Annotated in this window: 27 protein-coding genes and 1 tRNA gene; 18 read left to right on the top strand and 10 right to left on the bottom strand. The window is 62.1% G+C overall.

Annotated features, from left to right (window positions below):
- The first annotated feature begins 7 nt into the window (after positions 1 to 7).
- From rseP to rpmE, 5 genes are all read left to right on the top strand, one after another.
- Entirely contained in the window at positions 8 to 1144 is a 1137-nt protein-coding gene (gene rseP, locus DVR09_RS07740) for an RIP metalloprotease RseP (RefSeq protein ID WP_115417853.1), read from the top strand.
- A gap of 171 nt (positions 1145 to 1315) precedes the next feature.
- Complete coding sequence (gene bamA / locus DVR09_RS07745) at positions 1316 to 4012, top strand: outer membrane protein assembly factor BamA (protein ID WP_115416426.1); 2697 nt, start codon at positions 1316 to 1318, stop codon at positions 4010 to 4012.
- Positions 4012 to 4695 (top strand): OmpH family outer membrane protein, encoded by a 684-nt coding sequence (locus DVR09_RS07750; protein ID WP_115416427.1) that lies wholly within the window; start codon positions 4012 to 4014, stop codon positions 4693 to 4695. The genes bamA and DVR09_RS07750 overlap by 1 nt, the downstream gene beginning before the upstream one ends.
- 26 nt (positions 4696 to 4721) lie before the next feature.
- Positions 4722 to 5174 carry a 3-hydroxyacyl-ACP dehydratase FabZ gene (gene fabZ, locus DVR09_RS07755; protein WP_115416428.1) on the top strand — a complete coding sequence of 151 codons (453 nt, stop codon included), beginning with the start codon at positions 4722 to 4724 and terminating at the stop codon, positions 5172 to 5174.
- A 95-nt stretch (positions 5175 to 5269) separates the two neighbouring features.
- A complete protein-coding gene (gene rpmE / locus DVR09_RS07760; protein WP_115416429.1) occupies positions 5270 to 5497 on the top strand; it encodes a 50S ribosomal protein L31 in 228 nt (75 codons plus the stop codon).
- Positions 5498 to 5563: 66 nt separating this feature from the next.
- On the opposite strand, the gene DVR09_RS07765 is transcribed toward rpmE, so the two are convergent.
- Positions 5564 to 5881 carry a TraR/DksA family transcriptional regulator gene (locus tag DVR09_RS07765; protein ID WP_115416430.1) on the bottom strand — a complete coding sequence of 106 codons (318 nt, stop codon included), beginning with the start codon at positions 5879 to 5881 and terminating at the stop codon, positions 5564 to 5566.
- A 293-nt stretch (positions 5882 to 6174) separates the two neighbouring features.
- Positions 6175 to 6810, bottom strand: a complete 636-nt coding sequence (locus tag DVR09_RS07775; RefSeq protein WP_115417854.1) for a prolyl hydroxylase family protein — start codon at positions 6808 to 6810, stop codon at positions 6175 to 6177.
- Between the two features lie 191 nt (positions 6811 to 7001).
- Between DVR09_RS07775 and DVR09_RS07780 the strand changes: the two genes are divergently transcribed.
- From DVR09_RS07780 to DVR09_RS07820, 10 genes are all read left to right on the top strand, one after another.
- Positions 7002 to 7078, top strand: a tRNA-His gene (locus DVR09_RS07780).
- 53 nt (positions 7079 to 7131) lie between these two features.
- Complete coding sequence (locus DVR09_RS07785; RefSeq protein ID WP_115416432.1) at positions 7132 to 8196, top strand: Glu/Leu/Phe/Val family dehydrogenase; 1065 nt, start codon at positions 7132 to 7134, stop codon at positions 8194 to 8196.
- Between the two features lie 59 nt (positions 8197 to 8255).
- Positions 8256 to 8978, top strand: a complete 723-nt coding sequence (gene ccmC, locus DVR09_RS07790) for a heme ABC transporter permease CcmC (RefSeq protein ID WP_115416433.1) — start codon at positions 8256 to 8258, stop codon at positions 8976 to 8978.
- Positions 8978 to 9118 (top strand): hypothetical protein, encoded by a 141-nt coding sequence (locus DVR09_RS17375; protein ID WP_174223734.1) that lies wholly within the window; start codon positions 8978 to 8980, stop codon positions 9116 to 9118. The genes ccmC and DVR09_RS17375 overlap by 1 nt, the downstream gene beginning before the upstream one ends.
- Positions 9115 to 9585 (top strand): cytochrome c maturation protein CcmE, encoded by a 471-nt coding sequence (gene ccmE, locus DVR09_RS07795; protein WP_115416434.1) that lies wholly within the window; start codon positions 9115 to 9117, stop codon positions 9583 to 9585. The genes DVR09_RS17375 and ccmE overlap by 4 nt, the downstream gene beginning before the upstream one ends.
- A complete protein-coding gene (locus tag DVR09_RS07800; protein ID WP_115416435.1) occupies positions 9582 to 11537 on the top strand; it encodes a heme lyase CcmF/NrfE family subunit in 1956 nt (651 codons plus the stop codon). Before ccmE ends, DVR09_RS07800 begins: the two co-directional genes overlap by 4 nt.
- Entirely contained in the window at positions 11534 to 12058 is a 525-nt protein-coding gene (locus tag DVR09_RS07805; RefSeq protein ID WP_115416436.1) for a DsbE family thiol:disulfide interchange protein, read from the top strand. Before DVR09_RS07800 ends, DVR09_RS07805 begins: the two co-directional genes overlap by 4 nt.
- Positions 12055 to 12462, top strand: a complete 408-nt coding sequence (locus DVR09_RS07810) for a cytochrome c-type biogenesis protein (RefSeq protein ID WP_115416437.1) — start codon at positions 12055 to 12057, stop codon at positions 12460 to 12462. Before DVR09_RS07805 ends, DVR09_RS07810 begins: the two co-directional genes overlap by 4 nt.
- Positions 12459 to 13112 (top strand): tetratricopeptide repeat protein, encoded by a 654-nt coding sequence (locus DVR09_RS07815; RefSeq protein ID WP_115416438.1) that lies wholly within the window; start codon positions 12459 to 12461, stop codon positions 13110 to 13112. The genes DVR09_RS07810 and DVR09_RS07815 overlap by 4 nt, the downstream gene beginning before the upstream one ends.
- A gap of 106 nt (positions 13113 to 13218) precedes the next feature.
- Positions 13219 to 15162, top strand: coding sequence for a potassium transporter Kup (locus DVR09_RS07820; RefSeq protein ID WP_115416439.1), 1944 nt, complete (start codon positions 13219 to 13221; stop codon positions 15160 to 15162).
- On the opposite strand, the gene DVR09_RS07825 is transcribed toward DVR09_RS07820, so the two are convergent.
- From DVR09_RS07825 to DVR09_RS07850, 6 genes are all read right to left on the bottom strand, one after another.
- Positions 15159 to 15599, bottom strand: a complete 441-nt coding sequence (locus DVR09_RS07825; RefSeq protein WP_115416440.1) for a GNAT family N-acetyltransferase — start codon at positions 15597 to 15599, stop codon at positions 15159 to 15161. The two genes, DVR09_RS07820 and DVR09_RS07825, sit on opposite strands and share 4 nt — an antisense overlap.
- Before the next feature lie 22 nt (positions 15600 to 15621).
- Positions 15622 to 16290, bottom strand: a complete 669-nt coding sequence (locus tag DVR09_RS07830) for an inner membrane-spanning protein YciB (RefSeq protein WP_234041363.1) — start codon at positions 16288 to 16290, stop codon at positions 15622 to 15624.
- 111 nt (positions 16291 to 16401) lie between these two features.
- A complete protein-coding gene (gene ftsY / locus DVR09_RS07835; RefSeq protein ID WP_115416442.1) occupies positions 16402 to 17328 on the bottom strand; it encodes a signal recognition particle-docking protein FtsY in 927 nt (308 codons plus the stop codon).
- The gene (locus tag DVR09_RS07840) at positions 17325 to 18500 is read right to left on the bottom strand and encodes a MiaB/RimO family radical SAM methylthiotransferase (RefSeq protein ID WP_115416443.1); all 1176 of its coding nucleotides are present in this window, start codon (positions 18498 to 18500) and stop codon (positions 17325 to 17327) included. Before DVR09_RS07840 ends, ftsY begins: the two co-directional genes overlap by 4 nt.
- Positions 18497 to 19306 carry a diaminopimelate epimerase gene (gene dapF, locus DVR09_RS07845; RefSeq protein ID WP_115416444.1) on the bottom strand — a complete coding sequence of 270 codons (810 nt, stop codon included), beginning with the start codon at positions 19304 to 19306 and terminating at the stop codon, positions 18497 to 18499. The genes DVR09_RS07840 and dapF overlap by 4 nt, the downstream gene beginning before the upstream one ends.
- Positions 19307 to 19354: 48 nt before the next feature.
- On the bottom strand, positions 19355 to 21025 hold the full coding sequence (locus DVR09_RS07850; RefSeq protein WP_115416445.1) for a putative bifunctional diguanylate cyclase/phosphodiesterase: 1671 nt from the start codon (positions 21023 to 21025) through the stop codon (positions 19355 to 19357).
- Positions 21026 to 21211: 186 nt separating this feature from the next.
- Between DVR09_RS07850 and DVR09_RS07855 the strand changes: the two genes are divergently transcribed.
- On the top strand, positions 21212 to 21619 hold the full coding sequence (locus DVR09_RS07855; RefSeq protein WP_115416446.1) for an EVE domain-containing protein: 408 nt from the start codon (positions 21212 to 21214) through the stop codon (positions 21617 to 21619).
- Positions 21620 to 21694: 75 nt separating this feature from the next.
- Here DVR09_RS07855 and DVR09_RS07860 read toward each other — a convergent pair whose 3' ends face one another.
- Positions 21695 to 23362: a thiamine pyrophosphate-binding protein gene (locus DVR09_RS07860; RefSeq protein WP_115416447.1), complete on the bottom strand. Its 1668-nt coding sequence runs from the start codon at positions 23360 to 23362 to the stop codon at positions 21695 to 21697.
- A gap of 136 nt (positions 23363 to 23498) precedes the next feature.
- Between DVR09_RS07860 and DVR09_RS07865 the strand changes: the two genes are divergently transcribed.
- A complete protein-coding gene (locus DVR09_RS07865) occupies positions 23499 to 23693 on the top strand; it encodes a hypothetical protein (protein ID WP_162814889.1) in 195 nt (64 codons plus the stop codon).
- A gap of 3 nt (positions 23694 to 23696) precedes the next feature.
- On the opposite strand, the gene DVR09_RS07870 is transcribed toward DVR09_RS07865, so the two are convergent.
- Positions 23697 to 25034, bottom strand: a complete 1338-nt coding sequence (locus DVR09_RS07870; RefSeq protein WP_115416449.1) for an MFS transporter — start codon at positions 25032 to 25034, stop codon at positions 23697 to 23699.
- A gap of 114 nt (positions 25035 to 25148) precedes the next feature.
- Here DVR09_RS07870 and pgsA point away from each other — a divergent pair, with 114 nt between their 5' ends.
- Positions 25149 to 25742 (top strand): CDP-diacylglycerol--glycerol-3-phosphate 3-phosphatidyltransferase, encoded by a 594-nt coding sequence (gene pgsA / locus DVR09_RS07875; protein ID WP_115416450.1) that lies wholly within the window; start codon positions 25149 to 25151, stop codon positions 25740 to 25742.
- Positions 25743 to 25755 lie beyond the last annotated feature (13 nt).

Here is a 25755-nt window from a genome sequence, read left to right on the forward strand (position 1 = left end):
CGTGGAAGTGAACCTGCCTCTTTGGCTCTATTATGTCATCGGGTTTCCGTTGCTGCTTGGGCCGCTCGTCACGATTCACGAGCTGGGTCACTATATCGTCGGCCGCTGGTTCGGCGTTCATGCCGAAGCGTTCTCGGTCGGATTCGGTAAGGAAATCTGGGGTTTCACCGATAAACGTGGCACGCGGTGGAAGCTTTCCGCACTCCCGCTCGGGGGGTATGTGCAGTTCAAGGGCGATATGAACCCCGCCAGTATTCCCGATGCCGAGGCGGTGGCGCAGGCCAGCGTTGAAGAGCGCCGGGGCAGTTTTCACCATGCGGCGCTGTGGAAGCGTGCGCTGATCGTATTCGCGGGACCCGCGACCAACATTCTTCTCACCCTGGCGATCTTCGCGGGGTTTTTCGCCTTCTACGGCAAGCCGGTTCCGGCCGATGCGGACGGCCAGCTCACCGTCGCCCGGTTCGCCGAGATATCGCCCGCACGTGCAGCCGGGATCGAGGTGGGTGACCGGATCGTGGCGGTCGAAGGTGAGCGGATGGAGGATTTCCGGGATGTGCAGGATTCGATCATGCTCTATCCTGGTCGCACGCTCGACATCACGATCGAACGCGACGGTGCCGAACAGACCTTTGCGGTGCCCGTGCGCAGCGTGGAGATGGAGGATCGCTTCGGCAATGTGTCGAAGGTCGGGCTGATCGGGGTCGCCTCGGGTGCAGCCGGTTTCGAGTTCGAACCACAGGGTATCGCCTCCTCGCTGGGGCTGGCTGTCGACCATTCCATCGGCATCGTCGACATGATGGTCACCGGGATCGGCCAGATTTTCACCGGCGAGCGTTCGGTTCAGGAGCTTGGCGGCCCGGTCAAGATCGCCAAGTTTTCGGGCGAGCAGCTCAGCCTTGGGGCCATGGCCTTCATCAATTTCGTCGCACTGATTTCGCTTAACTTGGCATTCATCAACCTCCTGCCAATCCCCGCTCTCGACGGCGGGCACCTGGCTTTCTACGCGGCGGAAGCAGTTCGCCGGAAGCCGGTGGGTCCCCGTGGAACCGAAGTGGCGTACCGCGCCGGCGTGGCCCTCGTGCTTATGCTGATGGTGTTCGTCACGATCAACGATCTGGTGACGCTTCCCGTATTCGGGAATTAGCCGGGGAAAGGGAGCGGGATACCGGCAATTCGCCGCAGCAAAGCTTGATTGGTGGAGACGCATCGGGCAGGGGACGGCATGGCCGCCCCGCACTGTGCGGCCTGACGCCGGATCGGGGCTGCGACAGCCGGATCTGCTTGTATGGAAACGAGGACGGGAATCTCCTTGTCGATGACTAATTTTGCTTATGCCGCCACGCGACGCAAGAATCCTGCCGCGCGGCTGGCCATGGGGTTGCTGGCCGGGACCATGCTTGCCGGGGTGCCGACCATGGCTTTCGCGCAGGAAGAAGCTGCCGAAGCTGCGGCTCCGGCGGTCCAGCAGGACATCGTCCAAACGATTGCCGTCAGCGGCGCGCAGCGGCTCGAACCGCAGACCATTCTGTCCTACATCAAGCTTCGTCCGGGCGATGCCTGGTCTCAGGCTGCTGGCGACGGGGTCCTGAAAGATCTCTACGCGACCGAGCTGTTCTCCACCGTCAGCGTGGTGAACAATGACGGCAATGTAGTCATCACCATCGTCGAAAACCCGGTTATCAACCGCATCATTCTCGAAGGTAACAAGCGCCTCAAGAACGACAAGATCCTGCCCGAGATCAAATTGTCTCCGCGGCAGATATTCACCCGGTCGAAGGTGCGTGCGGACGTGGCCCGCATTATCGAGCTGTACAAGCGTCAGGGCCGTTTCGCGGCGACGGTCGAACCGAAGATGGTCGAGCTGTCGCAGAACCGCGTCGATATCGTGTTCGAGATCAGCGAAGGTCCCAAGTCCAAGGTCCGCCAGATCAACATCATCGGCAATGAAGCCTTTTCCGATGGCAAATTGCGTGGCGAAATGGTCACCAAGCAGGCGCGGCTGACCAGCTTCCTCAGTTCGAACACCAGTTACGATCCCGACCGGCTGGCCTTCGACCAGCAGAAGCTGCGCCGGTTCTATCTGACGGAAGGCTATGCCGACTTCCGCGTCGTTTCGGCCGTCGCCGAATTGACGCCCGACAAGCGCGATTTCATCATCACCTATGTCGTCGAAGAAGGTGAGCGGTACAAATTCGCCGACGTGACCGTGGATTCCCAGATCCGCGATTTCGACGACGACGCGATGGCGGCCCGGCTGCCGATGCGGGCTGGCGACTGGTACGACGCCAAGCTGGTCGAGGATACGGTCGAGCAGCTCACAGAGCTGGCGGGTACTTTCGGCTATGCCTTTGCCGAAGTGCAACCGGAGTTTCAGCGCAACGCTGAAGACCTGACGATGGAGGTCAACTTCGTCCTGCGCGAGGCTCCGCGTGTTTATGTCGAGCGGATCGACGTCAACGGCAATACGCTGACGCAGGACAAGGTCGTGCGGCGTGAATTCCGTCTCGCCGAAGGCGATGCGTTCAATTCCTTGTCCGTCGCGCGTTCGGCCGCGCGCATCAATTCGCTCGGCTATTTTCAGGAAAACTTCGAGATCAATCAGGTCGAGGGCAGCGCGCCCGACAGGATCGTTCTCGAGGCCAATGTCGAGGAACAGGCGACTGGCGAGCTGCAGCTCTCGGCTGGTTTTTCCAGCATCGAGAATTTCATTCTCGCGGGCTCGATCCGTCAGCGCAATTTTCGCGGTCGCGGCCAGACCATCGGCCTCAGCCTGAACTATTCGCGCTATTCCAAATCGGCGCAGGTGAGCTTCAGCGAACCCTATGTGTTCGATCGCAACATTTCGGCCGGCGTCGATATCTATCGCCGCGATCTCAACAGCTTCAACTTCCGCAATCAGGAACGCAATACAACGTATGAGCAGTCGACGACCGGCTTCTCGGTCCGTGCCGGTGTACCGCTGACGGAGTATCTGAGTGCGATCGGCAGCTACACATTCAACTATGACGATGTGTCGCTCGGGGACCAGTTCTTCACCAACGGTGAATGCGACATCACGCGGGCCAGCCGTTTCCTATGCGAAGCAATCGGCGAACGTTCGAGTTCGATCCTTGGTCTGACCTTCAACTACAATACCCTCAACAGCCGTCTGCGTCCGAGCCGCGGTGAAACCATTAGCTGGACTACGGAATTCGCTGGTCTGGGCGGTTCGGAAAAATATGTGCGCATGCGTACCCGCATGGCGAAATACTGGCCGCTTGGCAGTGGCTTCGTTTTCTCGCTGGCAGGGGAAGGCGGCTGGATTCGCGGCCTCGAGGACAGCAATCGGCCGGGTGTCGACGATGTGCGCCTGACCGACCGCTTTTTCCTAGGCGAGCCGCAAATGCGTGGCTTCGACATTCGCGGTATCGGACCGCGTATCGTTCGCCTCAATTACATAACCGATCCGGACAATCCGGATGGTCCGCGCATCCTCACCCCCCTGGAAGAAGCCCTTGCATCCGATCAGCGGTTCGACGACTCCGTGGGTGGTAAAGCCTATTATCTCGGTCGCGCGGAGCTGGAGATTCCGCTCGGCAGCGGGGCTCGCGAAATGGGTATTCGCCCGTCGATCTGGGTCGATGTCGGTTCGCTGTTCTCGGTTGTCCAGCCGCTTTTGGTCGATCAGCCTAACGGGCGCCAGATCCGCGTCGGGGACCAGCTGGTGTATACGGGGCCGTTGCTCGATGCCGATGGGGACCCCATCCTCGACAATAGTGGCAATCCGGTAATTGGCGAAACATTCGATCCTACCGCGCCTGACGGTACACCCAACCAGCCGGCAATCGATCCCTTCAGCTTCTATCGAGAGGTGTTTGTCGGGGATTCGGCCAGTCCGCGCATATCGGCGGGTATCGGGGTGAACTGGAACTCGCCCTTCGGTCCGTTCAGGATCGATATATCGCAGGTTATCAAGAAGCAGCCTGGCGACGACACAAAGACCTTTTCCTTCAATGTAGGAACACAATTCTGATGAAACTTTTCAGCAAGACCATGGCAGTCGCGGCCATCGCCGGCGCTGCCGCCATCGCCACTCCCGCCGCGGCGCAGATCAGCGGCAATATCGGCATCGTGAATGCGCCAGCGACCATCGCGGCAAGCGACGCGCTGCGTACCGCCTTCCAGCAGATCGGCACGACCTATTCGGCCCAGATCACCCAGATTCAGGAAAAGCAGCAGCAGGTTCAGACCCTGTTGCGCCAGCTCGATACGAATGGCGACGGCAGCCTGGATCAGGCAGAGCAGCAGGCCGCTCAGAGCGCGCCGCAGGCACAGCAATTGCAAACGCTCGAGCGGGAGATCGCCCAGCTTTCGAACCAGGTCGAATCGGCGCGTGTTTATGCCATTCAGCAGATTCTGCAGCAGTACAGCGCCAGCCTGCAAACCGTCGCTTCGCAGAACTCGGTTCAAATGATCCTCGCGCCCGATGCCGTGATCTACACCGATCCGGCGGCCAATATGAACGACAAGGTAGTCGCCGTGCTTAATCAGCGCGTACCTTCGGTCCAGATCACGCCGCCCGAAGGCTGGCAACCGGCGCAGCAGGCGGTCGGTATCTACCAGGAAGTCCAGCAGATTCTCATGATCGCGTCAGCGCGCCAGCAGCAGGCTGCTCAGCAGCAACAGCAGCAAACGGCCCAGCCGACCGGACGCTGACGATAAAGAACGACGGGGGCAGGGTGATGAGCGAGACTGGTTTCGACATCGTCGAGGTGCTTAAGCGGTTACCGCATCGCTATCCTCTGCTCCTGGTCGATCGGGTCGCGGAACTGGTCGCCGACGAGCGTATTCACGCGGTCAAGGCGGTCAGCTTCAACGAGGATTTCTTCCAGGGGCATTTCCCCGGCGCGCCGATTATGCCCGGCGTCCTCCAGATCGAGGCGTTGGCGCAGGCTGCGGGTGTGCTCGCGGTGGAAAGCCTCGGCCTCGCGGGCTCGGGCAAGCTCGTCTATTTCATGGCGATTGAGAATGCGAAGTTCCGAGCGCCCGTGACGCCGGGCGTGCTGCTCGATCTCAAGGCCGAATTTGTCCAGAAACGTGCCCGTGTGTGCAAATTCGCGGGCGAGGCTTCGGTCGACGGCAAAGTGACCTGCGAAGTTCAGTTTACCGCCATGATCGCGGACGCGCCCGAATAAGGTTGCCAAATTCGGCGCTCGCCGCTATGCGCGCGCCTTCTCCACAACACAGCTGGACCGGTCGGAACCGTTCCGAGGCTAGAAGGACGTTTACAATGAAAGCCGAAGGTCACCCCGATTACCACATGATCACGGTCAAGATGACCGATGGCAGCGAATTTCAGACGCGCTCCACCTGGGGCAGCGAAGGCGATACGCTGACGCTCGATATCGACCCGACCAGCCACCCGGCATGGACCGGCGGCACCAAGCAGATTCAGGAAGGCGGCCGCGTCGCAGCCTTCAACAAGCGTTTCGGCGGCCTGTCGCTCAAGAAGAACTGAGCGCGGCAAGCCTCGATGGCATTGCGAAGGGCGGTCCTGCCGGGCCGCCCTTTTTGCGTTAAGGGTTCATTCGGCGCAATCGATACAACGCGTGGCGATGGGGCGGGCCTCCAGGCGTTTGCGCGCGATCTGTTTGCCGCACTGGCCGCAAATGCCATAGGTGCCGTTTTCGATCCGCAACAAAGCCATGCGGATTTGCGCGATTTCCTGGCGCAAAACTTCATCGATACCCTCAAGCGCTTCGTCATCCGCAAGGTCGACGGCTTGCTCACTCGAATCCGCTTCGAGCGGATGGCGCAAGTCGTCTTCGATGACTTCGGCACGCTCCAGCAAATCCCCTAGTCGGTTCTGCAATTTTTCGCGGATGTCGCTGTACTCGGTCATGAATGCACTCCCATTATCGTGTCTGGGGATCAAACTAACACGAAATATGGGAATGAAATTTGTGCTGCATCAATTTTCATTCGGCTCGAAACGCATGACTCCTACATATGGATAAGCCCCGCCATTCGCCGGATGGTCCTGTCCATCGAAAACGGGAATCTCGGGCAGGTCATAGATCGTCATGCCGTTGCCACAGGTCAGGTTTAGGCCGTAACGATCGGGCTCCGATCGCAACTGATGAAAGGGATGGATGCCACATTTGCGGCAGAAGCGGTGCTTCGCCTTCGGCCATCTCACCACCCCCAGGGCTTTTCGCGGTACCATTTGGTAATCACGTATTTGAGCCCTTTGCGTACTTTCATTCCGTGATGGATCGTGTTCGGATTTTCGCTGAGATCGGGGCGGCGATTGTTCCAGCAGACCAGCTTCCCGGCTTCGGGTTGAAAAGTCTTGCGAACCGCTTTGAAGCGGGTTGCGCCACCGGCTTCGACCTCGTTCAGATAGATCATGAAGGTCCAGGTGCGCTGTCCGGCAACCGAGCAGTATCGCGCCCAGTCGGCCCCACCGGGATTGAAGTAATCGCAATGCGCCTTGAATTCCTGCCCCACGTCATAGCGCTGTCCCTGCAGAGGCTCGCCATGGGCGGGATCGATGCCATTGAGATCGAACAGTAGCGCTTCGAGCCGTTCGACCGCCGCTTCATCTCCATCCAGGTCGCATGTCTCGCTGGTGCGAAAGTAACGGTCGTCGCCGGCGTCGGCGAGGGTGGAGGGCCGCCGCCCCTGTTCGATGAGTCGAATCAGTTCGGCCCGCAGTTCCGGGGGCACGAAATCGCGCAACTGGAAAAGGTCGAGCTTGTCACTCGGCACACGCTGCAGACCGTCGCGCTCGAGCAGTTTTTCGACGGAAGATTCGCCCGGTCCCTTCATGCCCGCAAGGATAGCGTCGGCGATGGCGCGCACAACTGCGAAAGAAAATTGCGCGCAATTGCGCCTTTGACGTTTTTCGCTTCCCAATCCCCGCTCATTGTGCAACAGGCACGCGCCGTTACGCAGGGCGGCTTGACGCTGCCACACTCATGCGTATCAGGCCCCTTCCCGGACGGTTCCGGGGGCATGTGGCGATCGTAGCTCAGTTGGTTAGAGCGCCGGTTTGTGGTACCGGAGGTCGCGGGTTCGAACCCCGTCGATCGCCCCATCTTTTCCCCCTGTCGCAGCCGTCCTTCACAGCTCTTTGGGGGCACGCAAGGCATGACGGCTTTCTGGACCGAAGCGGATTTCGATGACCATGAACTCGTACAGGTTGTACGAGACGCGAAAAGCGGTCTGACTGCCATTATTGCACTTCATTCGACTCACCTCGGCCCGGGCGCGGGCGGGACCCGTTTCTGGCACTATGCGGAACCGGCCGATGCCATGCGCGATGCGCTGCGCCTGTCGCGTGGCATGAGCTACAAGAACGCGATGGCCGGACTGCCCATGGGCGGCGGTAAAGCGGTGATCCTGGCGGACAAGGATAAGACGAAGACGCCGGAAATGCTTGCGGCTTTCGCCGATGCGGTCGAAGCGCTGGGCGGCCGGTATGTCACAGCCGAGGATGTGGGCATCTCGGAAGCCGATATGGCCGCCGTGGCTCAGCGCACCCAACATGTTTCCGGCCTTCCCGTGGAAGGAGAGGATACGGCGGGCGGCGATCCCGGACCGTTTACCGCCTTGGGTATCTTTCTCGGCATCAAGGCTGCGGTGCGGCACAAGCTGGGCAAGGACAGCGTCGAGGGTGTTCATGTCGCGCTGCAGGGCACCGGAAGCGTCGGCGGCGGCGTTGCGCGCCTGCTCGCCCGCGACGGCGCGAAGCTGACTCTGTCGGACATCCACCAGGACCGCGCCGAAGCGCTGGCCGCCGAACTGGGTGCCGCCACCGCTGCACCCGATGCGATCATGTCGGTGGCCTGCGACGTGTTCAGCCCCAACGCCTTGGGGGCGATTCTCGACGAAGAGGGTATCGCGCGGCTCGATTGCCAGATTGTGGCAGGCGGCGCGAACAACCAGTTGCGGCGTCCCGAACACGGCCCGATGCTTGCCGAGCGCGGTATCCTTTACGCGCCGGATTACGTGATCAATGCGGGCGGGATCATCTCGGTGACGCTCGAATATCTGTGCCGCCAGGACAAGGCGCCCTGCGACATCAACGAAGTGCGCAAGCGCATCGCGCTGATCCCAGGCCGGCTCGAACGGATCTGGCAGGAAAGCGATCGCGGTGGCGGTTCGCCCGATCAGGTTGCCGACCGTATGGCTCAGGAACTGATCGGTCGCTGAACTGCGCTCTTGCGAGGCCGGATGAGCGCTGCCAAAGCGGAGCTGGACGGTATATTTCGATGCATGGCTTCGCCAATCCCAAGCGCTTTCTATCGCTCGCAAACTGGCTGACCCCGCTGTTGCTGGTCGCCGGTTTGCTGGTGAGCGCGGCTGCGCTCTACTGGGGGCTGTTTCGCGTTCCACCGGACCGTCTCATGGGTGAGACAGTACGAATTCTCTTCCTCCATGTTCCCACCGCGTGGCTGGGGATGGGGGGGTGGACCGCCATTGCCGTTTCCAGCCTCGTATTTCTGGTCTGGCGTCATCCCCTGTCCGCGCTGGCCGCACGCGCCGCAGCGGTGCCGGGCCTCGTTTTCACGCTAATCTGTCTTGCCAGTGGTTCTATCTGGGGACGGCCGACCTGGGGCACCTGGTGGGTGTGGGACGGGCGGTTGACCAGCATGCTGGTGCTTGCCTTCCTTTACCTTGCCTATATGGCGTTGGCGCAGGCGGCTGAGCGTGAAGGCGTATCCCCGCGCATTCCGGCGATTTTCGGGCTGCTCGGGGCGATCAACATCCCCATTATCAATCGCAGCGTGGTATGGTGGAATTCGCTCCACCAACCGCCCAGCATCACCATGGGCAAGAGCGCCATCGATGGCGAGTTTCTCGTCCCCCTGCTGGTCGCCGTCGCGGGGTTTTCCCTGCTGTTCGGCGGCGTGGTTTTGGCCCGCATGCGGGCGCTGCTCGCCGATATTCAGGCGGAGGCGCGCCTGCGCCGCAAGGCGATGGAGGCTGCGTGATGCGCGAGGCGCTCGACCAGTGGGATTTCGTGATCGCGGCCTATGCGGTTGGCGTGGTGGGCACACTCGTCATGATCGCCTGGGCGTGGATCGACATGAAGCGCGCGGAGAAGCGCCGCGAAGAGAGCAGGCGTAAATGAGCGCATTGAAACCCAAGCATCAGCGTCTCGTACTGGTCGTTCTTGCGCTCGTCGCGCTGGTCGGCGCGGGGCTGCTGGCGGCCTACGCGTTGCGCAGTCAGGCGAGCTATTTCTACCTCCCCGAGCAAATGCTGGCCGACCCGCCCGAAGTGGGGCAGGCGGTGCGGCTTGGCGGAATGGTCGAAGAGGGGTCTCTTCAAACCGCAGATGACGGGATCACATTGACCTTTGCCGTTACCGGCAACGAGGGGTCACGCGTACCGGTACGCTTCAGCGGGATCGCGCCGGACCTGTTCGTCGAAGGCTCGGGCGTGGTGGCCGAGGGGCGCCTGGGCGCCGATGGCACCTTTGTCGCCGACAATCTCCTCGCCAAGCATGACGAGAACTACGTTCCGCGCGAATTGCAGGAAATGGAACAGCATCAGGCGGCCAAAATGGCCGAGGAAACTACCGTAGGCCTCGAATGATCGCCGAACTCGGTCTTGCCGCCCTGTGGCTCGCCGCCGCGCTTGCCGCGTTGCAGATGATCGCCGGCTTCATGGCGGTGCGCGATGACGGCAAGGGTGAACTGGCCGGACTGATCCGCCCTGCGGCCATCATGCAGGGCGTGCTGGTGACTCTATCGTTCGCCATGCTCGTCTGGCTGTTCGCGATCACCGATTTGTCGGTGAAGTTGGTTGCATCGAATTCGCACTCGATGAAGCCGTTGATCTTCAAGCTGTCGGGCAGTTTCGGCAACCATGAGGGCTCCATGCTGCTGTGGGTCATGGTCATGGGCTTGGCGGGCGCGCTGATCGCGCTGGTCGAGCGACGCCTCCCCGAGCGCACCATGAACGCCACGCTCGCCGCGCAAGGGGTGGTTGCGCTTGGCTTCTACGCCTTCTTGTTGCTCAGCTCGAACCCGTTCGAGCGCATGCCGAACCCGCCGGCGGAAGGAATGGGACTGAATCCCCTGCTGCAGGATATCGGCCTCGTCTTCCATCCGCCGACGCTCTATCTGGGCTATGTCGGCCTGTCGGTTGCCTTCAGCTTCGCGGTCGGCGCGCTGCTGACGCGGCAGGTGACACCGGACTTCGCACGCGCAATGCGGCCCTGGGTGCTGGGCGCCTGGGTGCTGCTGACGATCGGCATCACGGCGGGCAGTTACTGGGCCTATTACGAGCTGGGCTGGGGCGGCTGGTGGTTTTGGGACCCGGTGGAAAACGCCTCGCTGATGCCATGGCTAGCCGCGACCGCGCTGCTCCATTCGGCCAGCGTGCTTGCGAGCCGCGATGCGCTGCGGACCTGGACCATCATGCTCGGCGTGGTCGCCTTTTCGATGAGCATGGTCGGTACCTTTCTCGTGCGTTCGGGCATTCTTACAAGCGTCCACGCCTTTGCCGTCGATCCGGAACGCGGGACGTTCATTCTCGTCCTGCTCGGCATCTTCATCGGCGGCGCGCTGCTCCTGTTCGCGATGCGCGCGAATACGATCAACGAGGGGCAGCGCTTCGCGCTCGCCAGCCGCGAAGGGGCGTTGGTTTTCAACAATGTCATGCTGAGCGCGATCCTGGCCATTGTGCTCCTCGGCACGCTCTATCCGCTGTTGACCGAGGCCTTCGATGTACGCGTTTCGGTCGGGCCGCCCTATTTTAACCCGGTTGGGGCGATTTTCACTATCCCCATGCTGGCGGTGATGGCGGTCGGGCCACTGCTACGCTGGCGGCAGGACCGGGTGGACCGGATCGGCAAGGAGATTGCGCTTTTCGCGGCGTTGGTGCTGGCCGCGCTGATTTTGTTCAGCCTGTTGGCGGAAATTGCCCTGCTCCCACTGCTCGGGCTGGCGCTCGGCCTTGGCCTTGCGGTTGCGAGCCTGCTGCCGCTGCGCGGGCGCAAACTCTCGCGTACACCTCTCGCGACATGGGGCATGGTCGTTGCCCATTTCGGCATCGCGGTCGCCCTGATCGGCATGGCGAGCGAAAGCGCCTTTACCGAGGAACGGCTTGCGGCGGTGGAGGAGGGGGGAAGCGCGACGGTTGGTCCGTGGACAGTGGTGTTGCAAGGCGTGGAACCTGTCGCCGGCCCCAACTGGACGGCGATCGAGGGGCGTCTCTCGGCAAGCTATAATGGCGGTGAAGCGAAGGTCCTCGCCCCGCAGGCCCGCAATTTCTGGGCGCCGCCACAACAGACGACCGAAAGCGCGCTGGTCACACGCTGGAACGGCCAGCTCTATGCCGTGGTCGGCGATCGCGCGGCTGATGGCCGGTGGCAGTTGCGTTTATGGTGGAAGCCCTTCGTCACGCTGATCTGGTATGGCGGGCTACTTGTCGCGCTCGGCGGTGTCCTGGCGTTGATCGGCCGGTTATTGAGCGACCTGCGCCATCGCCGCCTGGCGGCGCGTATCGCCGAACGGCGCGCCGATAGGGAGGCTGTAGCATGAGCTGGCGCTTGTGGGTTCCGCTATTCGTTTTCGCGCTGTTCGTCGGCCTTGCCGCCTATCAGCTCACTCAGCCGAAAGACGATTTCGTCGAGAGCCGTATGGTCGGCGAAGAGTTGCCCTATTTCGATCTTCCGCCGGCGATGGAGGGTGCCGAGGGTGTCTCGAACGCGACATTCGCCGATGGCAAGCCGCGCCTGCTCAACATCTGGGCGAGCTGGTGCCTGCCCTGCATCGCCGAGGCGCCGCATCTCGAAAGCCTGAAAGAGCAGGGGGCCGAAATCGTCGGCGTCGCGATCCGCGACCGGCCCGAGGATATCGCGCGCTTCCTCGCCCGGCATGGCAATCCCTACAGCCGGATCGGGCGTGACGATCTATCCGAAGTCCAGCTTGCCATCGGTTCGTCCGGCGTGCCCGAAACCTTCGTGATCGATGGCAAGGGCGTGATCCGCTATCAGCATATCGGGGATATTCGTGCCGACGATGTGCCGGTGTTGCTCGCCGAACTGGAGAAAGTGCGATGATCCGCGCACTCGTTTCGTCGATCGTTCTGGCTCTGGCGATCCCGCTCGCCGCGCAGCAATCCATGCCGCCCGCGCCCTATGCGTACCGTCAGCTCGACGATCCGGCACAGGAGGCGGCGGCGCAGGAACTGATGGAAACGCTGCGCTGCCTCACATGCCAGTCGCAATCGATCGCGGATAGCGACGCGCCGATGGCGGGCGACATGCGTCACCAGGTCCGCATCCGCATCGCCGCAGGCGAAAGCCCTGGCGAAATTCGCAGTTGGCTGATGCAGCGCTATGGCGATTATGTCAGCTACAAGCCCGAAGTCAGTTCGACCACCTGGCCGCTATTCGCCATCCCGCTGCTGATCGTACTTGTCGTGGGCGCTGTCCTGCTCGGTCGGTTCCGGAGGCGGGCGTGAACTGGCTCCCGATCCTCGTCCTCGCGCTCCTGGTCTTCGTACTGGCGATCTATGCGCTTAAACTGCGCCGCAGCCTGTGGATGCTGTTCGGTTCGACATTGCTCTTCGGGCTTGCGGGCTACGCCACTCAGGGCAATCCCGGCCAGGCATCCGCTCCCGCCGGGGCCGCACTGACGGCGGCGCCGGAAACCGGTGAACTGCTCGTCGAGGCTCGCCGCGAATTCTACGGCGGCGGCCGTGCACCCTCCCGTTTCGTCGTGACCGCCGACGCGTTCACGCGCCGCGGCCAGCATGACCAGGCGGCCAATTTCCTGCGCAATGCCGTTGCTGAGAATCCCGGCGATGGCGAAGCATGGGTCGCGCTGGGCAATGCCTTGGTGGAACATGCCGACGGACGGCTCACCGCAGCGGCCCTCTACGCCTTCTCGCGGGCCGAGCAGGTGGCACCGAACAATCCGGCGCCGACATATTTTCTCGGCCTTTCCTATTTGCGAGCGGGAGAGCCGGGCAAGACGCTTTCCTTGTGGCGCGAATTGCTCGAATCCGCTCCCGCCGATGCGCAATGGCGTCTCCCGCTTGCCGCGCGACTCGCGCGCCTTGAAGGCCTTTTGGGCGTTTCGCCTCGTGGAACGGCGGAAGAGCAGGAGTAAAAACAGCGGTTTGCGCGATATGTTGCGAGCGCAAACCTAGGCTGCTAACGCCCGCGCCTTCGCCCTAATGGCTGAGTGACACGATGCTGTCGGAACCCAATCTTTCATGAACGACACCGCGCAAGCGCAAGACCCGGTCCCCGAAGGTAGGCTTTCCAAAGCGGGGCACGGCCATGGGCACGGTGCGTCGAAAGGCGCACTGGCGATCGGGGCGATCGGTATCGTCTTCGGCGATATCGGGACGAGCCCGCTTTATGCTTTTCGCGAAACCTTTTCCGGCGCGGCGAATATCGCGATCGACCGGATGCACGTGCTTGGCGTGGTCAGCCTGATCTTCTGGTCGATGCTAATCGTGGTGGCGATCCAGTATGTCACCATCCTGATGCGTGCGGACAATAAGGGGCAGGGCGGCAGCCTGGCCCTGGTCGCGCTGCTCAGCCGTCATATCGGCAAGTCCCGGTGGGGCTGGCTGGTCGTACTTCTGGGCGTGTTCGCCACCTCGCTGTTCTATGGCGACAGCATGATTACGCCCGCGATTTCGGTGCTCTCGGCGGTCGAAGGGCTAACCGTGGTCGATGAAGGTCTGACCTCCTACGTCATCCCCATCGCCCTCGTTCTGCTCGTATGCCTGTTCCTTCTGCAACGGCGGGGCACCGCGAAAGTCGGAGCTCTGTTCGCGCCGGTCATGATCGTCTGGTTCCTCACGCTCGGCGGTCTCGGGCTCAACCAGATCGTTCAGAACCCCGACATTCTGTGGGCGCTCAACCCCTACTACGCGGTGATGTTTTTCGTAACCGACGGGTTCATTGCCTTTCTCGCGATGGGCGCGGTTGTCCTGGCGGTGACGGGGTCTGAAGCCCTCTATTCGGATATGGGGCATTTCGGCCGCGGGCCGATGCGTTTGTCGTGGTTTGGCTTCGTCATGCCGTGCCTGCTGCTCAACTATCTCGGGCAGGGCGCGATGATCGCGGGCCTTCCGCCGGAGCAGGCGGCGGCAGTGGTCAAAAACCCGTTCTTCCTCCTGGCCAGCGAGGAGTTCCGTCTGCCGCTGGTGATTCTCGCCACGGTCGCCACTTTCATCGCCAGCCAAGCGGTGATCTCGGGTGCCTTCAGCATCACCCATCAGGCGATGCAATTGGGCTTCATGCCGCGCCTGTCGATTCGCCACACCAGCGAGACCGAGGCCGGGCAAATCTACATCCCGGTTGTGAATTGGGCTTTGATGGTGGCGGTTGTCATCCTGGTGCTCACTTTCCAGAGCTCATCCAATCTTGCGAGCGCTTACGGTATCGCCGTAACGGGTGCGGTCACCATCGACACGCTGCTGATGGGCGTTCTGTTCGTGGGCGTGTGGAAATGGAAGTGGTGGTACGCGGCGCCGGTCGTGATCTTCTTCCTGATTATCGATGGGGCGTATTTCGCGGCGAACCTGTTCAAGGTTCCAGATGGCGGCTGGTTCCCGCTGGTCGTCGGCCTTGTCGCCTTCACCTTGCTCACCACCTGGGCGCGCGGGCGCAAACTGATGCGCGACCGCATGAGCGAGACCGCGCTGCCGATCGAAATCTTCGCCAAAAGCGCCAAGAATTCCGCCACTCGCGTGCCGGGCACCGCCATCTTCATGGCCAGCCAGACGGCCGGGGTGCCTTCCGCCCTGCTGCACAATATCAAGCACAACAAGGTGCTGCATGAACGCGTGGTGATCCTGACCGTGCTGATCGCCGATGCGCCCTATGTCGATCCCGAGGAACGCTGCGAATATCACGATCTCGGCGACGGCTTCTATCGCGCCATCCTGCATTATGGCTTCATGGAAGAGACCGACGTGCCTCAGGGGCTGAAGAAGATGCAGCGTTGTGGCGGTGAATTCGATATGATGCACACCAGCTTCTTCCTGTCGCGCCAGACGCTGCTGGCCAGCGACAAGCCCGGCATGCCGATCTGGCGCGAGAAAATCTTCGCCTGGATGCTGCGCAATGCCGCCACTGCAATGGATTTCTTCCGCCTGCCGACCAACCGGGTGGTCGAACTGGGCAGCCAGGTGGAGATTTAGCGGCTTGGTGGGACCAGGGATTTTCGCAGATAGTGCGAAGCGTGTCCTCTGGGGCGGCCTTCCAATGTTGCCATAAGCTCGTAACCGCTTTTTTCGTAGAACGGCTTGGCTTGCCAGCTCGTCGTCTCAACCAGCGCCAACTCACAGCCCTGTTCGCGTGCAAGTGTCTCGGCTCGCTCGACGAGTTGCGCGCCGATCCCCGATCCGCGTGCATCCTCGGAAAGCCACAGCAATTCAATGTGCAGCGTGTTCCAGTAACAGGTTCCACGCAGGCCGCCGACGACCTGACCCATCTCGTTTGATGCGACGACGTGAAACCGAACCTCATCCTCATTCGGTTCAAGATCGGGAATTGCGCTGCGATTGAAGGTGGCGATGCCATCGCTCAGGGCCTGTGCGACGGCATCGGGCGGTGTCAGGTAAACTTCAATCGACATTCAAGTACGCTCCCGGTTGCGGTCACGCCGTCGGCGGTTCGTCCTTTATCACCTCGTCCTTTTCCGCCAGCGCCAGGCCATGCTTCAGCAGCATCGGGATCTGGGTGAAGGTGAACAGGAACGAGAGTGGCATGAACACCCACAGCTTGGCCCAAAGCCAGCTTTCGAAGCTCAACTGCATGCGCAGGACTTCGTTGAGGCCCGCCATGAATAAAAAGAACAGACCCCAGTTGCGCGACAGCTTGAGCCAGCCTTCGCGGTTCAATCCTTCGAAGGCGGCCTCGAGCAGGATTTGCAGCAGCGCCTTGCCACGCAGCCAGCCGCCAATCAGCAGCACGCCGAACAGCAGGTAGATCGCGGTCGGCTTGATCTGGATGAATTTTTCGTCCTGCAACCAGATGGTCAGCCCGCCAAAGCCCACGATCAGCGCGGTCGACAGGATCAGCATCGGGCTGACATGGCCGAATTTGAACTTGCTGAAAACCAGCGCCGCGACAGCCGCGATCATGAAGGCGATGGTGCCGTAGATCACCGCGGCGATCTCGCCGAAGGTCGAAGTCTCCGGCGGCTGGTAGAACTTGTAGACGCCGAGGAAGACCAGCAACGGGCCATAGTCGACGAGGATGTTGAGCCAGCCCGATTTCGGTTTGGGATTGGTTTCAGCTTCGGTCATTTCTTCCCAATCAGTCATTGCGAGGAGCCGCGGGCGTCGCGGCAATCCATGGTGCATCGGAGGCCGCAGGTTCCCGGGTGATCGATTGCCGCGCGGCCGCGCCGCTCGCAATGACGCTGAAAGGACCCATCATGCCACTCCCGCGATCACACGGGCGACGAGGTCGGGATCGAAGGGGCGCAGATCGTCGATCTTCTCTCCCACGCCGATGGCATGGATTGGCAGGCCGTATTGCTCGGCCGCCTGCACCAATACGCCGCCGCGCGCCGTACCGTCGAGCTTGGTCATGACGATGCCGCTGACGCCTGCGACCTCCTTGAACACATCGATCTGGTTCAAGGCGTTCTGGCCGTTGGTGGCATCGAGCACCAACACAACGTCATGCGGCGCTTCGGGATTGAGACGGCCGAGGACCTTCCTGATCTTGGCCAGTTCGTCCATCAACTCGCGCTTGTTCTGGAGGCGCCCTGCGGTATCGACGATGAGTACGTCGGTACCGATCTCGGTCGCCTGCTTGACCGCATCGAAAACGATACTGGCCGGATCGCCGCCTTCCGGCCCGCGCACGATCGGCACACCGACACGGTCGGCCCAAGTCTGTAGCTGGCCGATGGCGGCGGCGCGGAAAGTGTCCCCCGCCGCCAGCATCACCGCATAGTCGTCTTCCTGGAACAGGTGGGCGAGCTTGGCGATCGTGGTGGTCTTGCCGCTGCCATTGACGCCGATCACCAGCAACACTTGCGGGCGCGGGAAAGCGGTGATTTCGAGCGGCTTGGCGACAGGGCGCAATATCGCGGCGATTTCCTCGGCAACGGCTTCCTTGAGTTCCGTCTCGCTGATTTCCAGACCGAAGCGCTTATCGCGCAGCCTCTCGCGGATACGCGCGGCAGCCGAAGGGCCGAGGTCCGACAGGATCAGCGCGTCCTCGACATCGTCCAGTGTCGCATCGTCGAGCTTGGCCGTGCCTACGACCTCGGTGAGATTGCTCGTCAGCTTTTCGGAGGTCTTGCGAAACCCTCCGAACAGCCGGTCGGTCCAGCTTTGCTTGTCACTCATTGCAGAAGGCCATTCTCGAATGTGGTCGGCGTCACAGTGACCAGGTCACCGGCGGGAGTGCCCTCGGGCACGGAAACACGAGCGAAATGCGGCGTGTAGCCGGTCCCGTCGCGTTCGGCGAGGACCGCGTTCGGCTTATCGACGAGCGACGCCAGCCACTCATCGCGCCTTGCACTCACCGCCGCGCGCAGTTCGGCGGCCCGGCGCCTGATCTCGCCACGCTCGACCTGCGGCATGCGCGCGGCGGGCGTGCCTGGGCGGGGCGAATAGGGGAAGATGTGTCCGTGCACGATTTTCAACTCGTCGATGATCGAGAGGTTTGCCGCGTGATGCGCGCCGGTTTCGGTCGGGAAGCCCGCGATCAGATCCGCACCCACCGCCAGATCGGGACGAAGTTCCCTCAGACGGGTAATCAAATCCACCGCATCGCCGCGAAGGTGTCGGCGTTTCATCCGTTTCAGGATCAGGTCGTGCCCGTGCTGCAGCGAAAGGTGGAGGTGCGGCATAAGGCGCTGTTCGTGCGCGAACAGTTCGAACAACAGCGGATCGATTTCGATCCCGTCGAGCGACGACATCCGCAACCGCCCAAGTTGCGGGAAGGTGTCGAGCACTGCGAGAGCCAGCTTCCCCAGCTCAGGTGTGCCGGGTAGATCGTGCCCCCATGATGTCACATCGACGCCGGTCAGCACCACTTCGCGCGCGCCAAAGTCGAGATGGCGTTCCACCTCGGCAAGCACCTGCACGATCGATAGCGAGCGGCTCGGCCCGCGCCCCTGAGGGATGACGCAGAACGTACAGGCGTGATCGCAGCCATTCTGCACCGCGATGAAGGCGCGGGTGCGGTCCTGCGGGGCAGGGGGTGCTTCGGAAGGTACGTTCCAGGCGCGCGGATCGAGCTTGGCTTTGTTGGCGACGAGGCCGTCGACTTCCGGCATGGCGGCGATTTGGCCGCGTTCGATTTCGGCGGCGCAGCCCGTGACAAGCAACCGCGCATCGGGATTCGCGCGCCGGGCGCGCCGGATCGCCTGGCGAGTCTGGCGCACGGCTTCACTGGTTACCGCACAGCTATTGACGACCACGAGATCGCGTTCCGCCGAAACCATTGCGCGGATCTGCTCGCTTTCGGAGATATTCAACCGACAACCGAGCGAAATGACCTGCGCCTCGCTCACGCGAAATCGTCCCATTCGAAACTGCCGCGATAACTTTCGCTGGCCGGCCCGGTCATGCGGATGCGCTCGCTATCGTCCCATCCAATGATCAGATCGCCGCCGGGCAGGGTCACTGTCACCTCGCGCTCGACCAGGCCGCGGCGCATGGCGTGTACTGCGGTTGCGCAGGCGCCGGTTCCGCAGGCGCGTGTGAGACCGGCACCGCGTTCCCATACCCGCAGGCGGATATGCCGGCGGTTCTCGATAGTGGCGACATTGACGTTGATGCGCTGCGGGAACAGCGGATCGGTTTCGATCTGCGGTCCGATCACGTCGAGCGGAACCGCATCGGTGTTTTCGACAAAGAAGACTACATGCGGATTGCCGACATTGACCGCGCCGGGCCGGTCCAGGCCTTCCCAGCCGACCGGCATGACCGCTGTGTCCATGCCATAGGCAAGGGGGATCGCTTCCCAGTCGAAGCGCGGTTTGCCCATATCCACGCTTGCGCCCCCATTTGTCGGTTCGACATGGATCGTCCCGCCGGACGTTTCCACGCTCGCAGCAGATCCGTGGAGCAGTGCGGCGGCACGGCTGGCATTGCCGCATGCCTCCACTTCGCCGCCATCATGGTTGAATATTCGCATCCGGAAATCGGCAGCATCGCTGGGCTCGAGCAGGATCAGCTGGTCGCAGCCGATTCCGGTGCGCCGGTCGGCGAGGGCGCGCGCTAGCGCTGTATCGATAGCGGGAACGGGGTGCACCCGGGCATCGAGCACGACGAAGTCGTTGCCCAGTCCGTGCATTTTTGTGAAATCGACGCGCATTGCGCCGCTGCATCTATGCACTTGGCGCCACAGCGTCCAGTGTATGCGTCAGCCCGCGAGCTTGCCGCCCCCGCTTCGCGCTTCGCGAGAGGTGAAATCGACCTTCGTGACGTTGTCGTGTCCGTCCTTGGCCAGAAGGTTCTTGGCCCGCAGCCTTTCGATGACCTGTTCGGACGGCTCGGGCCGTCCATAGTGATAGCCTTGGCCCTTCATCTTGCCCATGCGCTTGAGCGCCTCGAGAACCACTTCGTCCTCGATACCCTCGGCGGTAACGGGCAGTTTGAGCCCGTCGCTCATGGTCAAAATGGCGTCGATCAGCTTGGCGCCGTGCTCTTGGTCCTTGAGTTCGGAGATGAAGGCGCGGTCGATCTTGAGACGGTCGAATGGCAGGCTGCGCAATTGCGCCAGACTCGAATAGCCGGTGCCGAAATCGTCCAGGCTCACGCCTACACCCTGATTGCGCAGGCTGCTGATCATCGAACGGACCATGCCGACATTCTCGTGCAGACAGCTTTCGGTAATCTCGATATCCAGCCGGTGGGGCGGGAAATTGTGGCCGACAAGCAGCTTGAGCAGCTTCTGTGCGAACCACGGATCGCGCATCTGCACGGGAGAGATGTTGACCGAGAGGGTCAGCTTGGGATCCCACGACAGGGCATCTTCGAAAGCCCGCGCGATAAGCGCTTCGCTCATGTCGCCGATGACGCCGATCTCTTCGGCGATCGGGATGAAGATGTCGGGGCCGACCACGCCCATTTCGGGCGATTCCCAACGCGCCAGCATCTCGAACCCGACCAGTTCGCCGGTCTCCAGATCGATCTGTTGTTCGTAATAGGGGCGGAATTCGCCATTCGCGATTCCCCGGCGAATGCCCGCCTCGAGTTCATTGCGGAAGCGTAGCTCGTTTTCCATCGACGGTTCGAACCAGTAAAAGCGGTTCTTGCCCTGCTTCTTGGCATGATACATGGCGATGTCGGCCTTGTGCATCAGGTCCTGCGCCGATGAAGTGCCTTCGCGCACGTTATCGAGTTGCATACTGGACGCCAGTCCAAGCGACATCGTTACGTCGATCGTCGCTTCTCCGCTTTCGACCGGGCGCGCGACATGCTGGATCATCCGCGTGGCGAGCTGGTCGATGCGGTTGGGTACTTGCGGATGATAGGGGACAACGCACACGAATTCGTCGCCGCCCAATCGTGCCAGCACACCGCCCTCCGGGAGTATCCGTTGGATCCGCGCAGCCGTGTTCCGCAGCACTTCGTCGCCCGCTTGGTGGCCATGAAGGTCATTGACCTGCTTGAAGTTGTCGAGATCGATAGCGATCGCGGCGAGCGCCCGTTCGCGGCGTTCCAGACCGACGAGAAGATCGGCCAACACCCCAGTGAAGCTCCGCCGGTTGTGGCAGCCCGTCAAATGGTCGATCTGGGCAAGGCGCCGCGCCTCCTCTTCGGATACGCGCCGGGTTCGCAGTTCTTCGGTCAGCGCCTTGTAACGATTCCAGCCCAGCAAAATCAGCGCGATATTCAGCAGAAGAGCATTGCTTAGTGCCACATCGGGCGAAGCGGCCTGACCGTTCCATGCTTTGACGAGGTTTGGCACGACTATTCCCGCCGTGCCCACGAAGAGGATTATGGCCGCGAACGCGATTCCCAGCGTGACGAGGTCGTGATCTTGACGAGCGCTGGCTTTGCCCGTTCCGGCGGGTCCATTACTGGCCATATTTGCGCTCCTCCCGACCAAACCGTCCCGTGGGACCGTGTCACGCAGAGACCGATAGGGCTTATCGCCTAAAAACCCGTTAATCGGGTGTTTTTCGCGGGGGGCCGGTTACACGGTCTGGCCATTGTGTGCAGGGCGCGTTACCCGCGCCGTTACGGAACCGAAATTGAAGGAGCAGCTTTCCCGATGCGCTATTGGCTGATGAAATCCGAACCCTTCAAATATAGCTGGGACGATCTCGTCGCCGAAGAGGAGGGGACTTGGGACGGAGTGCGCAATCATCGCGCCAAGAACAACCTCGCCGCGATGGAAGTGGGCGATCAGGCATTCTTCTACCATTCGCGGGAAGGCCTCGAAATCGTCGGCATCTGCGAAGTGAGTGTCGCGGGGATTACCGATCCGACCGATCCCGAAGGCAAGTGGGCGGCGGTCAAGGTCAAACCCAAGACCAAACTGCCGCACCCGGTAACCCTCAAGCAAATCAAGGCCGAACCCAAGCTCGCGGATTGCGAACTGGTCAAGCTGTCGCGCCTCTCGGTCGCCGAAATCAAGCCCGACGAATGGTCGGTGATCTGCGCCATGGCGGGGATCTGACCGAGCCAGCCGAAAGAAGGAGGCGGGCGCGTGCAAAAGCGAAGCTCCCTCCGCGGCGAGGTTCCGCCGCTTGACCTAGCGGTTGCGTAATCCGCTAACGCTCGCGCCGCTTGCGGCGAGCTGCTCGATATCGATCGTGCAATGGATCAGCCGCAATCCGCCACGCCCCTGCGCATCGACCAGCGCATCCTTGAACTCCTGAGTGGTCGCCGCGCGGGCAGACCAGCCGCCGAAAGCGTTCGCCAATGCCGCAAAGTCGGGATTGGCGAGGCGGGTGGCGCTAATTCGCTCCTCGCCCGGGAATTCGCGTTCCTGATGCATGCGGATGGTCCCGTAGGCGGAGTTGTCGACCACGATGACGATGAGGTTCGCGCCATGCTGGACGGCGGTTGCCAGTTCCTGTCCATTCATCAGGAAATCGCCGTCGCCCGCCACGGCGACGACCGTGCGCTGCGGGAAACGCAGCGCGGCCGAGACCGCTGCGGGAACGCCATAGCCCATCGCGCCGCATGTCGGCGCGAGCTGTGTCGGAAGGCCCTCGTAACGCCAGTAGCGGTGCCACCAGCCGGAGAAATTGCCCGCGCCGTTACAGATGATCGTGTCGGCGGGGAGCGTGTCGCGCATGAACTGGACGGCCTGACCCATGTCGAGCGCGTGATCGTTCGGATGCGCGGTCGCCCAGGCTTCCCACTCGGCATGCGCCTCGCGACCCGCGTCGAAATCGATCGCATCGCCCTGGTCCCATAGAGCCGCGCTTTCCGCGAATTCGTCCATACTCGCACAGATCGCCAGATCGGCCGGGTACACGCTGCTCGGCTCGTTCGCATCGGGATGGACATGGACTAGCTTGCGATCCGATGCGGTAAGCGGGGGTACCGTGTAGCCGTCGGTCGTGGCCTCGCCGAGCCGTGCGCCGATGGCGAGGACAAGATCGGCACTCTTCACCCGTTGGACGAGTTTGGGGTTAGGGCCATAGCCGAGATTCCCAGCATAGACCGGGCTCGAGGGCGAAATCGCATCCTGCCGCCGGAAGGCCGTTGCGACGGGGATGCCGAGGCGCTCGGCGAAGAGTTGGAAGTTCTCGCGTGCCTTCGCGTTCCAGCCCGCCCCGCCGATGATCGCGATGGGTGAAGCGGCATCGGCGATCAGCGCCATCATCGCCTGCATCGCATCGGGGCAGGGGGCCTGCGCGGGACGTGCGACGCACGGGCGCGGCTTGCTATCCGTATCGCGGCTCAGCATGTCTTCTGGTAGAGCGAGCACCACGGGACCGGGGCGACCGGACATTGCTGTGGCGTAGGCGCGGGCGACATATTCGGGGATGCGATCCGCGCTGTCGATCCGTGCCGCCCATTTGGCGATGGGGCCGAAAAAGGCGCTGAAATCGACTTCCTGAAACCCTTCGCGATCGCGCATTTCGCTATCGACGTCACCGACGAACAGGATCATCGGCTGCGAATCCTGCATCGCGACATGGACACCGATGCTGGCATTCGTCGCCCCCGGCCCGCGGGTGACGAAGGCTACACCGGGCCGGCCGGTCATTGCCCCGTCTGCGCAGGCCATGAACGCGACGCCGCCTTCCTGCCGACAGGTGACCACATCGATCGCATCCTGCCGACCGAGCCCGTCGAGCACTTGCAGGAAGCTTTCTCCCGGAACGGTGAAGATGCGATCGCAGCCCTGCTCGGTCAGGCAATCGATCAGGAGCTGGGCGGCTTGCGGTGTGTCGGGCGCTGTCATGACAGCGGCGATTAGCTCGCCAATCGGAGCGGTGCAATCGCTGCAAACATGGTTAATTTTTGCCAAAGCGTGCCAATTGGGGACAGGTCGGACTCGAGAGGATACCGAATGGTTAAAATTTCGTTAACCCGGCATCATGAGACGCGCATTGGTCCTGACGAGCGACGGCAACCGGCACTGGTTCCGGGCCACCCTGCCGCAGCGACGCCGTGGTTTTGCGGATCTACCCCAGGGCAAGACGATCGACTGGCGCCTGACCGCCGAGGATGTGCGCGGCGTGGCGACGACTTATTTCGCCACCGTGGCCGCGGTGCTGGCCTTCATCGTCTAGGTTTCAGACTCTGACTGTCGCAACCGCTTCGGCGGCTTCGTTCTCTGCGGCGATCAGGCGCTTCGCCAGCCATGCCGAAACGAGACACATGGCTGCGCACAGCAGGATCTGTTCGGTTATCGGCACGCCTGCCGCGCTCAAGCCCATGGCCACGAGCGACCCGACCACCATTGCTCCCGAGTTTACGATATTGTTGGCCGCGATAGTGCGCGAGGCCTTGTCGGGCGAAACGCGTGTGGTGAGGAAGGCGTAAAGCGGCACCACGAACATCCCGCCTGCGACCGAAATCCCCAGCAGACACAGCAAGAGGACGTTGGCCATCGGCCAGGCAACGAATTCACCGACGCTCAGCAGGCGGCTTGGCTGGTCGGCCTCCCACAGCTTCGCGACGACGTAGAAGGCCACGACGAAGACGCCCATCGCGATGACCGAAACCGGCGAGTACCGTGCCGATACCCGTCCCCTGAGCAGCGCATTGACCGCCACCGATCCGATCGCCACGCCGACCGAGAAGACCACCAGAAACAAGCTCGCCACTTCGGGGCTGGCCATGATCGTGTTCTTGGCCAGCGGCGGGAACTGGATGAACAGCACTGCGCCAATCGTCCAGAAGAAGCTGATCGCAAGGATGGCGTAATAGACTTCCGCATTGTGCATCGTATCGCGCACCAGCTTCACCGAAGCGCGCAGAATGTGCCAGTCGAGCTTCTCGACCTCGCCCATGGGCGGAGCGGGTGGCACCTGGCGGCTGACCAGATAGCCGATACAGGAAATCACGATGATCCCGATCGCCGCCCACCCCGTGTAATCGACTGCCAGCGGGCCGGCGAGGATCGTGCCCATCAGAATGGCGATATAGGTGCCCGCTTCGACCAGCCCGGTGCCTGCCAGAACCTCGTCCTTCTTCAGGTGCTGCGGCAGAATCGCGTATTTGATCGGGCCGAGAAAGGTCGACTGCACCCCGGTCAAAAACAGGGCCAGCAGCAGCAGCGGGATGGCCACCGTGTGGACGAGGATGCCCTGCCAGGCCATGTAGAGGCCGGTCGCGCCGATCATCATCAACCCGATCTCGCACAGTTTCACCGTGCGGATGATCTTCGCCTTGTCGCGCATGTCGGCGAGCTGTCCCGCCAGCGCCGAAAGGATGAAGAACGGCAGAATGAACAGGCCCGAGGCCAGGCCGCTGAAACTCGCTTCGGTGGCCGGGTCGCTGTAGACCGCATACACAACGAACAGGACCATGGTGGTCTTGTACAGATTGTCGTTGAATGCGTTGAACAACTGCGTGACGAACAGCGGCAGGAACCGCCTGCGGCGCAGCAAATGCGTGGATGTAAGCATGACCCCCCGGGGCGAAACCCATTCTTCCGATCGACTCTAGTGACCTCGCCGTGGCGGACAAGGAAATTGAGCGGCTTTTGCGACGGGGCGAATGCCGCTAGGCAGACCCACACGATGCTGAACCTGCCCAACATCCTTACGCTTTCGCGCATATTCGCGATCCCGCTGCTGGCCTATTTCCTTTGGTGGCCGGGCTGGGAAGCGGGCTATCTGATCGCTTTCGGGCTTTACTGCCTGATGGGCGTTACGGACTATTTCGACGGCTATCTCGCGCGGACAAGCGGGACGGTGTCGAAGCTGGGTATCTTTCTCGATCCGATCGCCGACAAGATCATGGTCGCCGCGGTGATCCTCGTCCTGGCGGCGCAGGGCGTGCTGCGCGGTCCCTATGTCGGCGACATGCATGTCATCGCCGGGCTGATTATCCTGATGCGAGAGATTGCGGTGTCGGGCCTGCGCGAATTCCTCGGCCCCTTGCAGGTGTCGGTGCCCGTGTCCAAGCTCGCCAAGTGGAAAACGACCTTCCAGATGGTCGCGCTCGGCTCGTTGATCCTTGGTCAGGGCCTGCCGAGATGGGCCGTGATGCTGGGCGAAGTGGAAGCGAATGTCCCGCATACTGTAGGGCTCACGACGCTATGGGCGGCTGCCGTACTGACGGTAATTACCGGCTGGGATTATCTGCGCGTCGGCCTCAAACACATGGATTGAAGGCCCTCGCGGC

Origin of the sequence: Erythrobacter aureus, assembly GCF_003355455.1 — a bacterium.
Taxonomy (GTDB): domain Bacteria; phylum Pseudomonadota; class Alphaproteobacteria; order Sphingomonadales; family Sphingomonadaceae; genus Qipengyuania; species Qipengyuania aurea.

Coding starts and splice junctions, on each gene's coding strand:
- bamA (WP_115416426.1), top strand. CDS start 1,316: ATGACTAATTTTGCTTATGCCGCCACGCGACGCAAGAATCCTGCCGCG.
- DVR09_RS07750 (WP_115416427.1), top strand. CDS start 4,012: ATGAAACTTTTCAGCAAGACCATGGCAGTCGCGGCCATCGCCGGCGCT.
- fabZ (WP_115416428.1), top strand. CDS start 4,722: ATGAGCGAGACTGGTTTCGACATCGTCGAGGTGCTTAAGCGGTTACCG.
- rpmE (WP_115416429.1), top strand. CDS start 5,270: ATGAAAGCCGAAGGTCACCCCGATTACCACATGATCACGGTCAAGATG.
- DVR09_RS07765 (WP_115416430.1), bottom strand. CDS start 5,881: ATGACCGAGTACAGCGACATCCGCGAAAAATTGCAGAACCGACTAGGG.
- DVR09_RS07775 (WP_115417854.1), bottom strand. CDS start 6,810: ATGAAGGGACCGGGCGAATCTTCCGTCGAAAAACTGCTCGAGCGCGAC.
- DVR09_RS07785 (WP_115416432.1), top strand. CDS start 7,132: ATGACGGCTTTCTGGACCGAAGCGGATTTCGATGACCATGAACTCGTA.
- ccmC (WP_115416433.1), top strand. CDS start 8,256: ATGCATGGCTTCGCCAATCCCAAGCGCTTTCTATCGCTCGCAAACTGG.
- DVR09_RS17375 (WP_174223734.1), top strand. CDS start 8,978: ATGCGCGAGGCGCTCGACCAGTGGGATTTCGTGATCGCGGCCTATGCG.
- ccmE (WP_115416434.1), top strand. CDS start 9,115: ATGAGCGCATTGAAACCCAAGCATCAGCGTCTCGTACTGGTCGTTCTT.
- DVR09_RS07800 (WP_115416435.1), top strand. CDS start 9,582: ATGATCGCCGAACTCGGTCTTGCCGCCCTGTGGCTCGCCGCCGCGCTT.
- DVR09_RS07805 (WP_115416436.1), top strand. CDS start 11,534: ATGAGCTGGCGCTTGTGGGTTCCGCTATTCGTTTTCGCGCTGTTCGTC.
- DVR09_RS07810 (WP_115416437.1), top strand. CDS start 12,055: ATGATCCGCGCACTCGTTTCGTCGATCGTTCTGGCTCTGGCGATCCCG.
- DVR09_RS07820 (WP_115416439.1), top strand. CDS start 13,219: ATGAACGACACCGCGCAAGCGCAAGACCCGGTCCCCGAAGGTAGGCTT.
- DVR09_RS07825 (WP_115416440.1), bottom strand. CDS start 15,599: ATGTCGATTGAAGTTTACCTGACACCGCCCGATGCCGTCGCACAGGCC.
- DVR09_RS07830 (WP_234041363.1), bottom strand. CDS start 16,290: ATGACTGATTGGGAAGAAATGACCGAAGCTGAAACCAATCCCAAACCG.
- ftsY (WP_115416442.1), bottom strand. CDS start 17,328: ATGAGTGACAAGCAAAGCTGGACCGACCGGCTGTTCGGAGGGTTTCGC.
- dapF (WP_115416444.1), bottom strand. CDS start 19,306: ATGCGCGTCGATTTCACAAAAATGCACGGACTGGGCAACGACTTCGTC.
- DVR09_RS07850 (WP_115416445.1), bottom strand. CDS start 21,025: ATGGCCAGTAATGGACCCGCCGGAACGGGCAAAGCCAGCGCTCGTCAA.
- DVR09_RS07855 (WP_115416446.1), top strand. CDS start 21,212: ATGCGCTATTGGCTGATGAAATCCGAACCCTTCAAATATAGCTGGGAC.
- DVR09_RS07860 (WP_115416447.1), bottom strand. CDS start 23,362: ATGACAGCGCCCGACACACCGCAAGCCGCCCAGCTCCTGATCGATTGC.
- DVR09_RS07865 (WP_162814889.1), top strand. CDS start 23,499: ATGAGACGCGCATTGGTCCTGACGAGCGACGGCAACCGGCACTGGTTC.
- DVR09_RS07870 (WP_115416449.1), bottom strand. CDS start 25,034: ATGCTTACATCCACGCATTTGCTGCGCCGCAGGCGGTTCCTGCCGCTG.
- pgsA (WP_115416450.1), top strand. CDS start 25,149: ATGCTGAACCTGCCCAACATCCTTACGCTTTCGCGCATATTCGCGATC.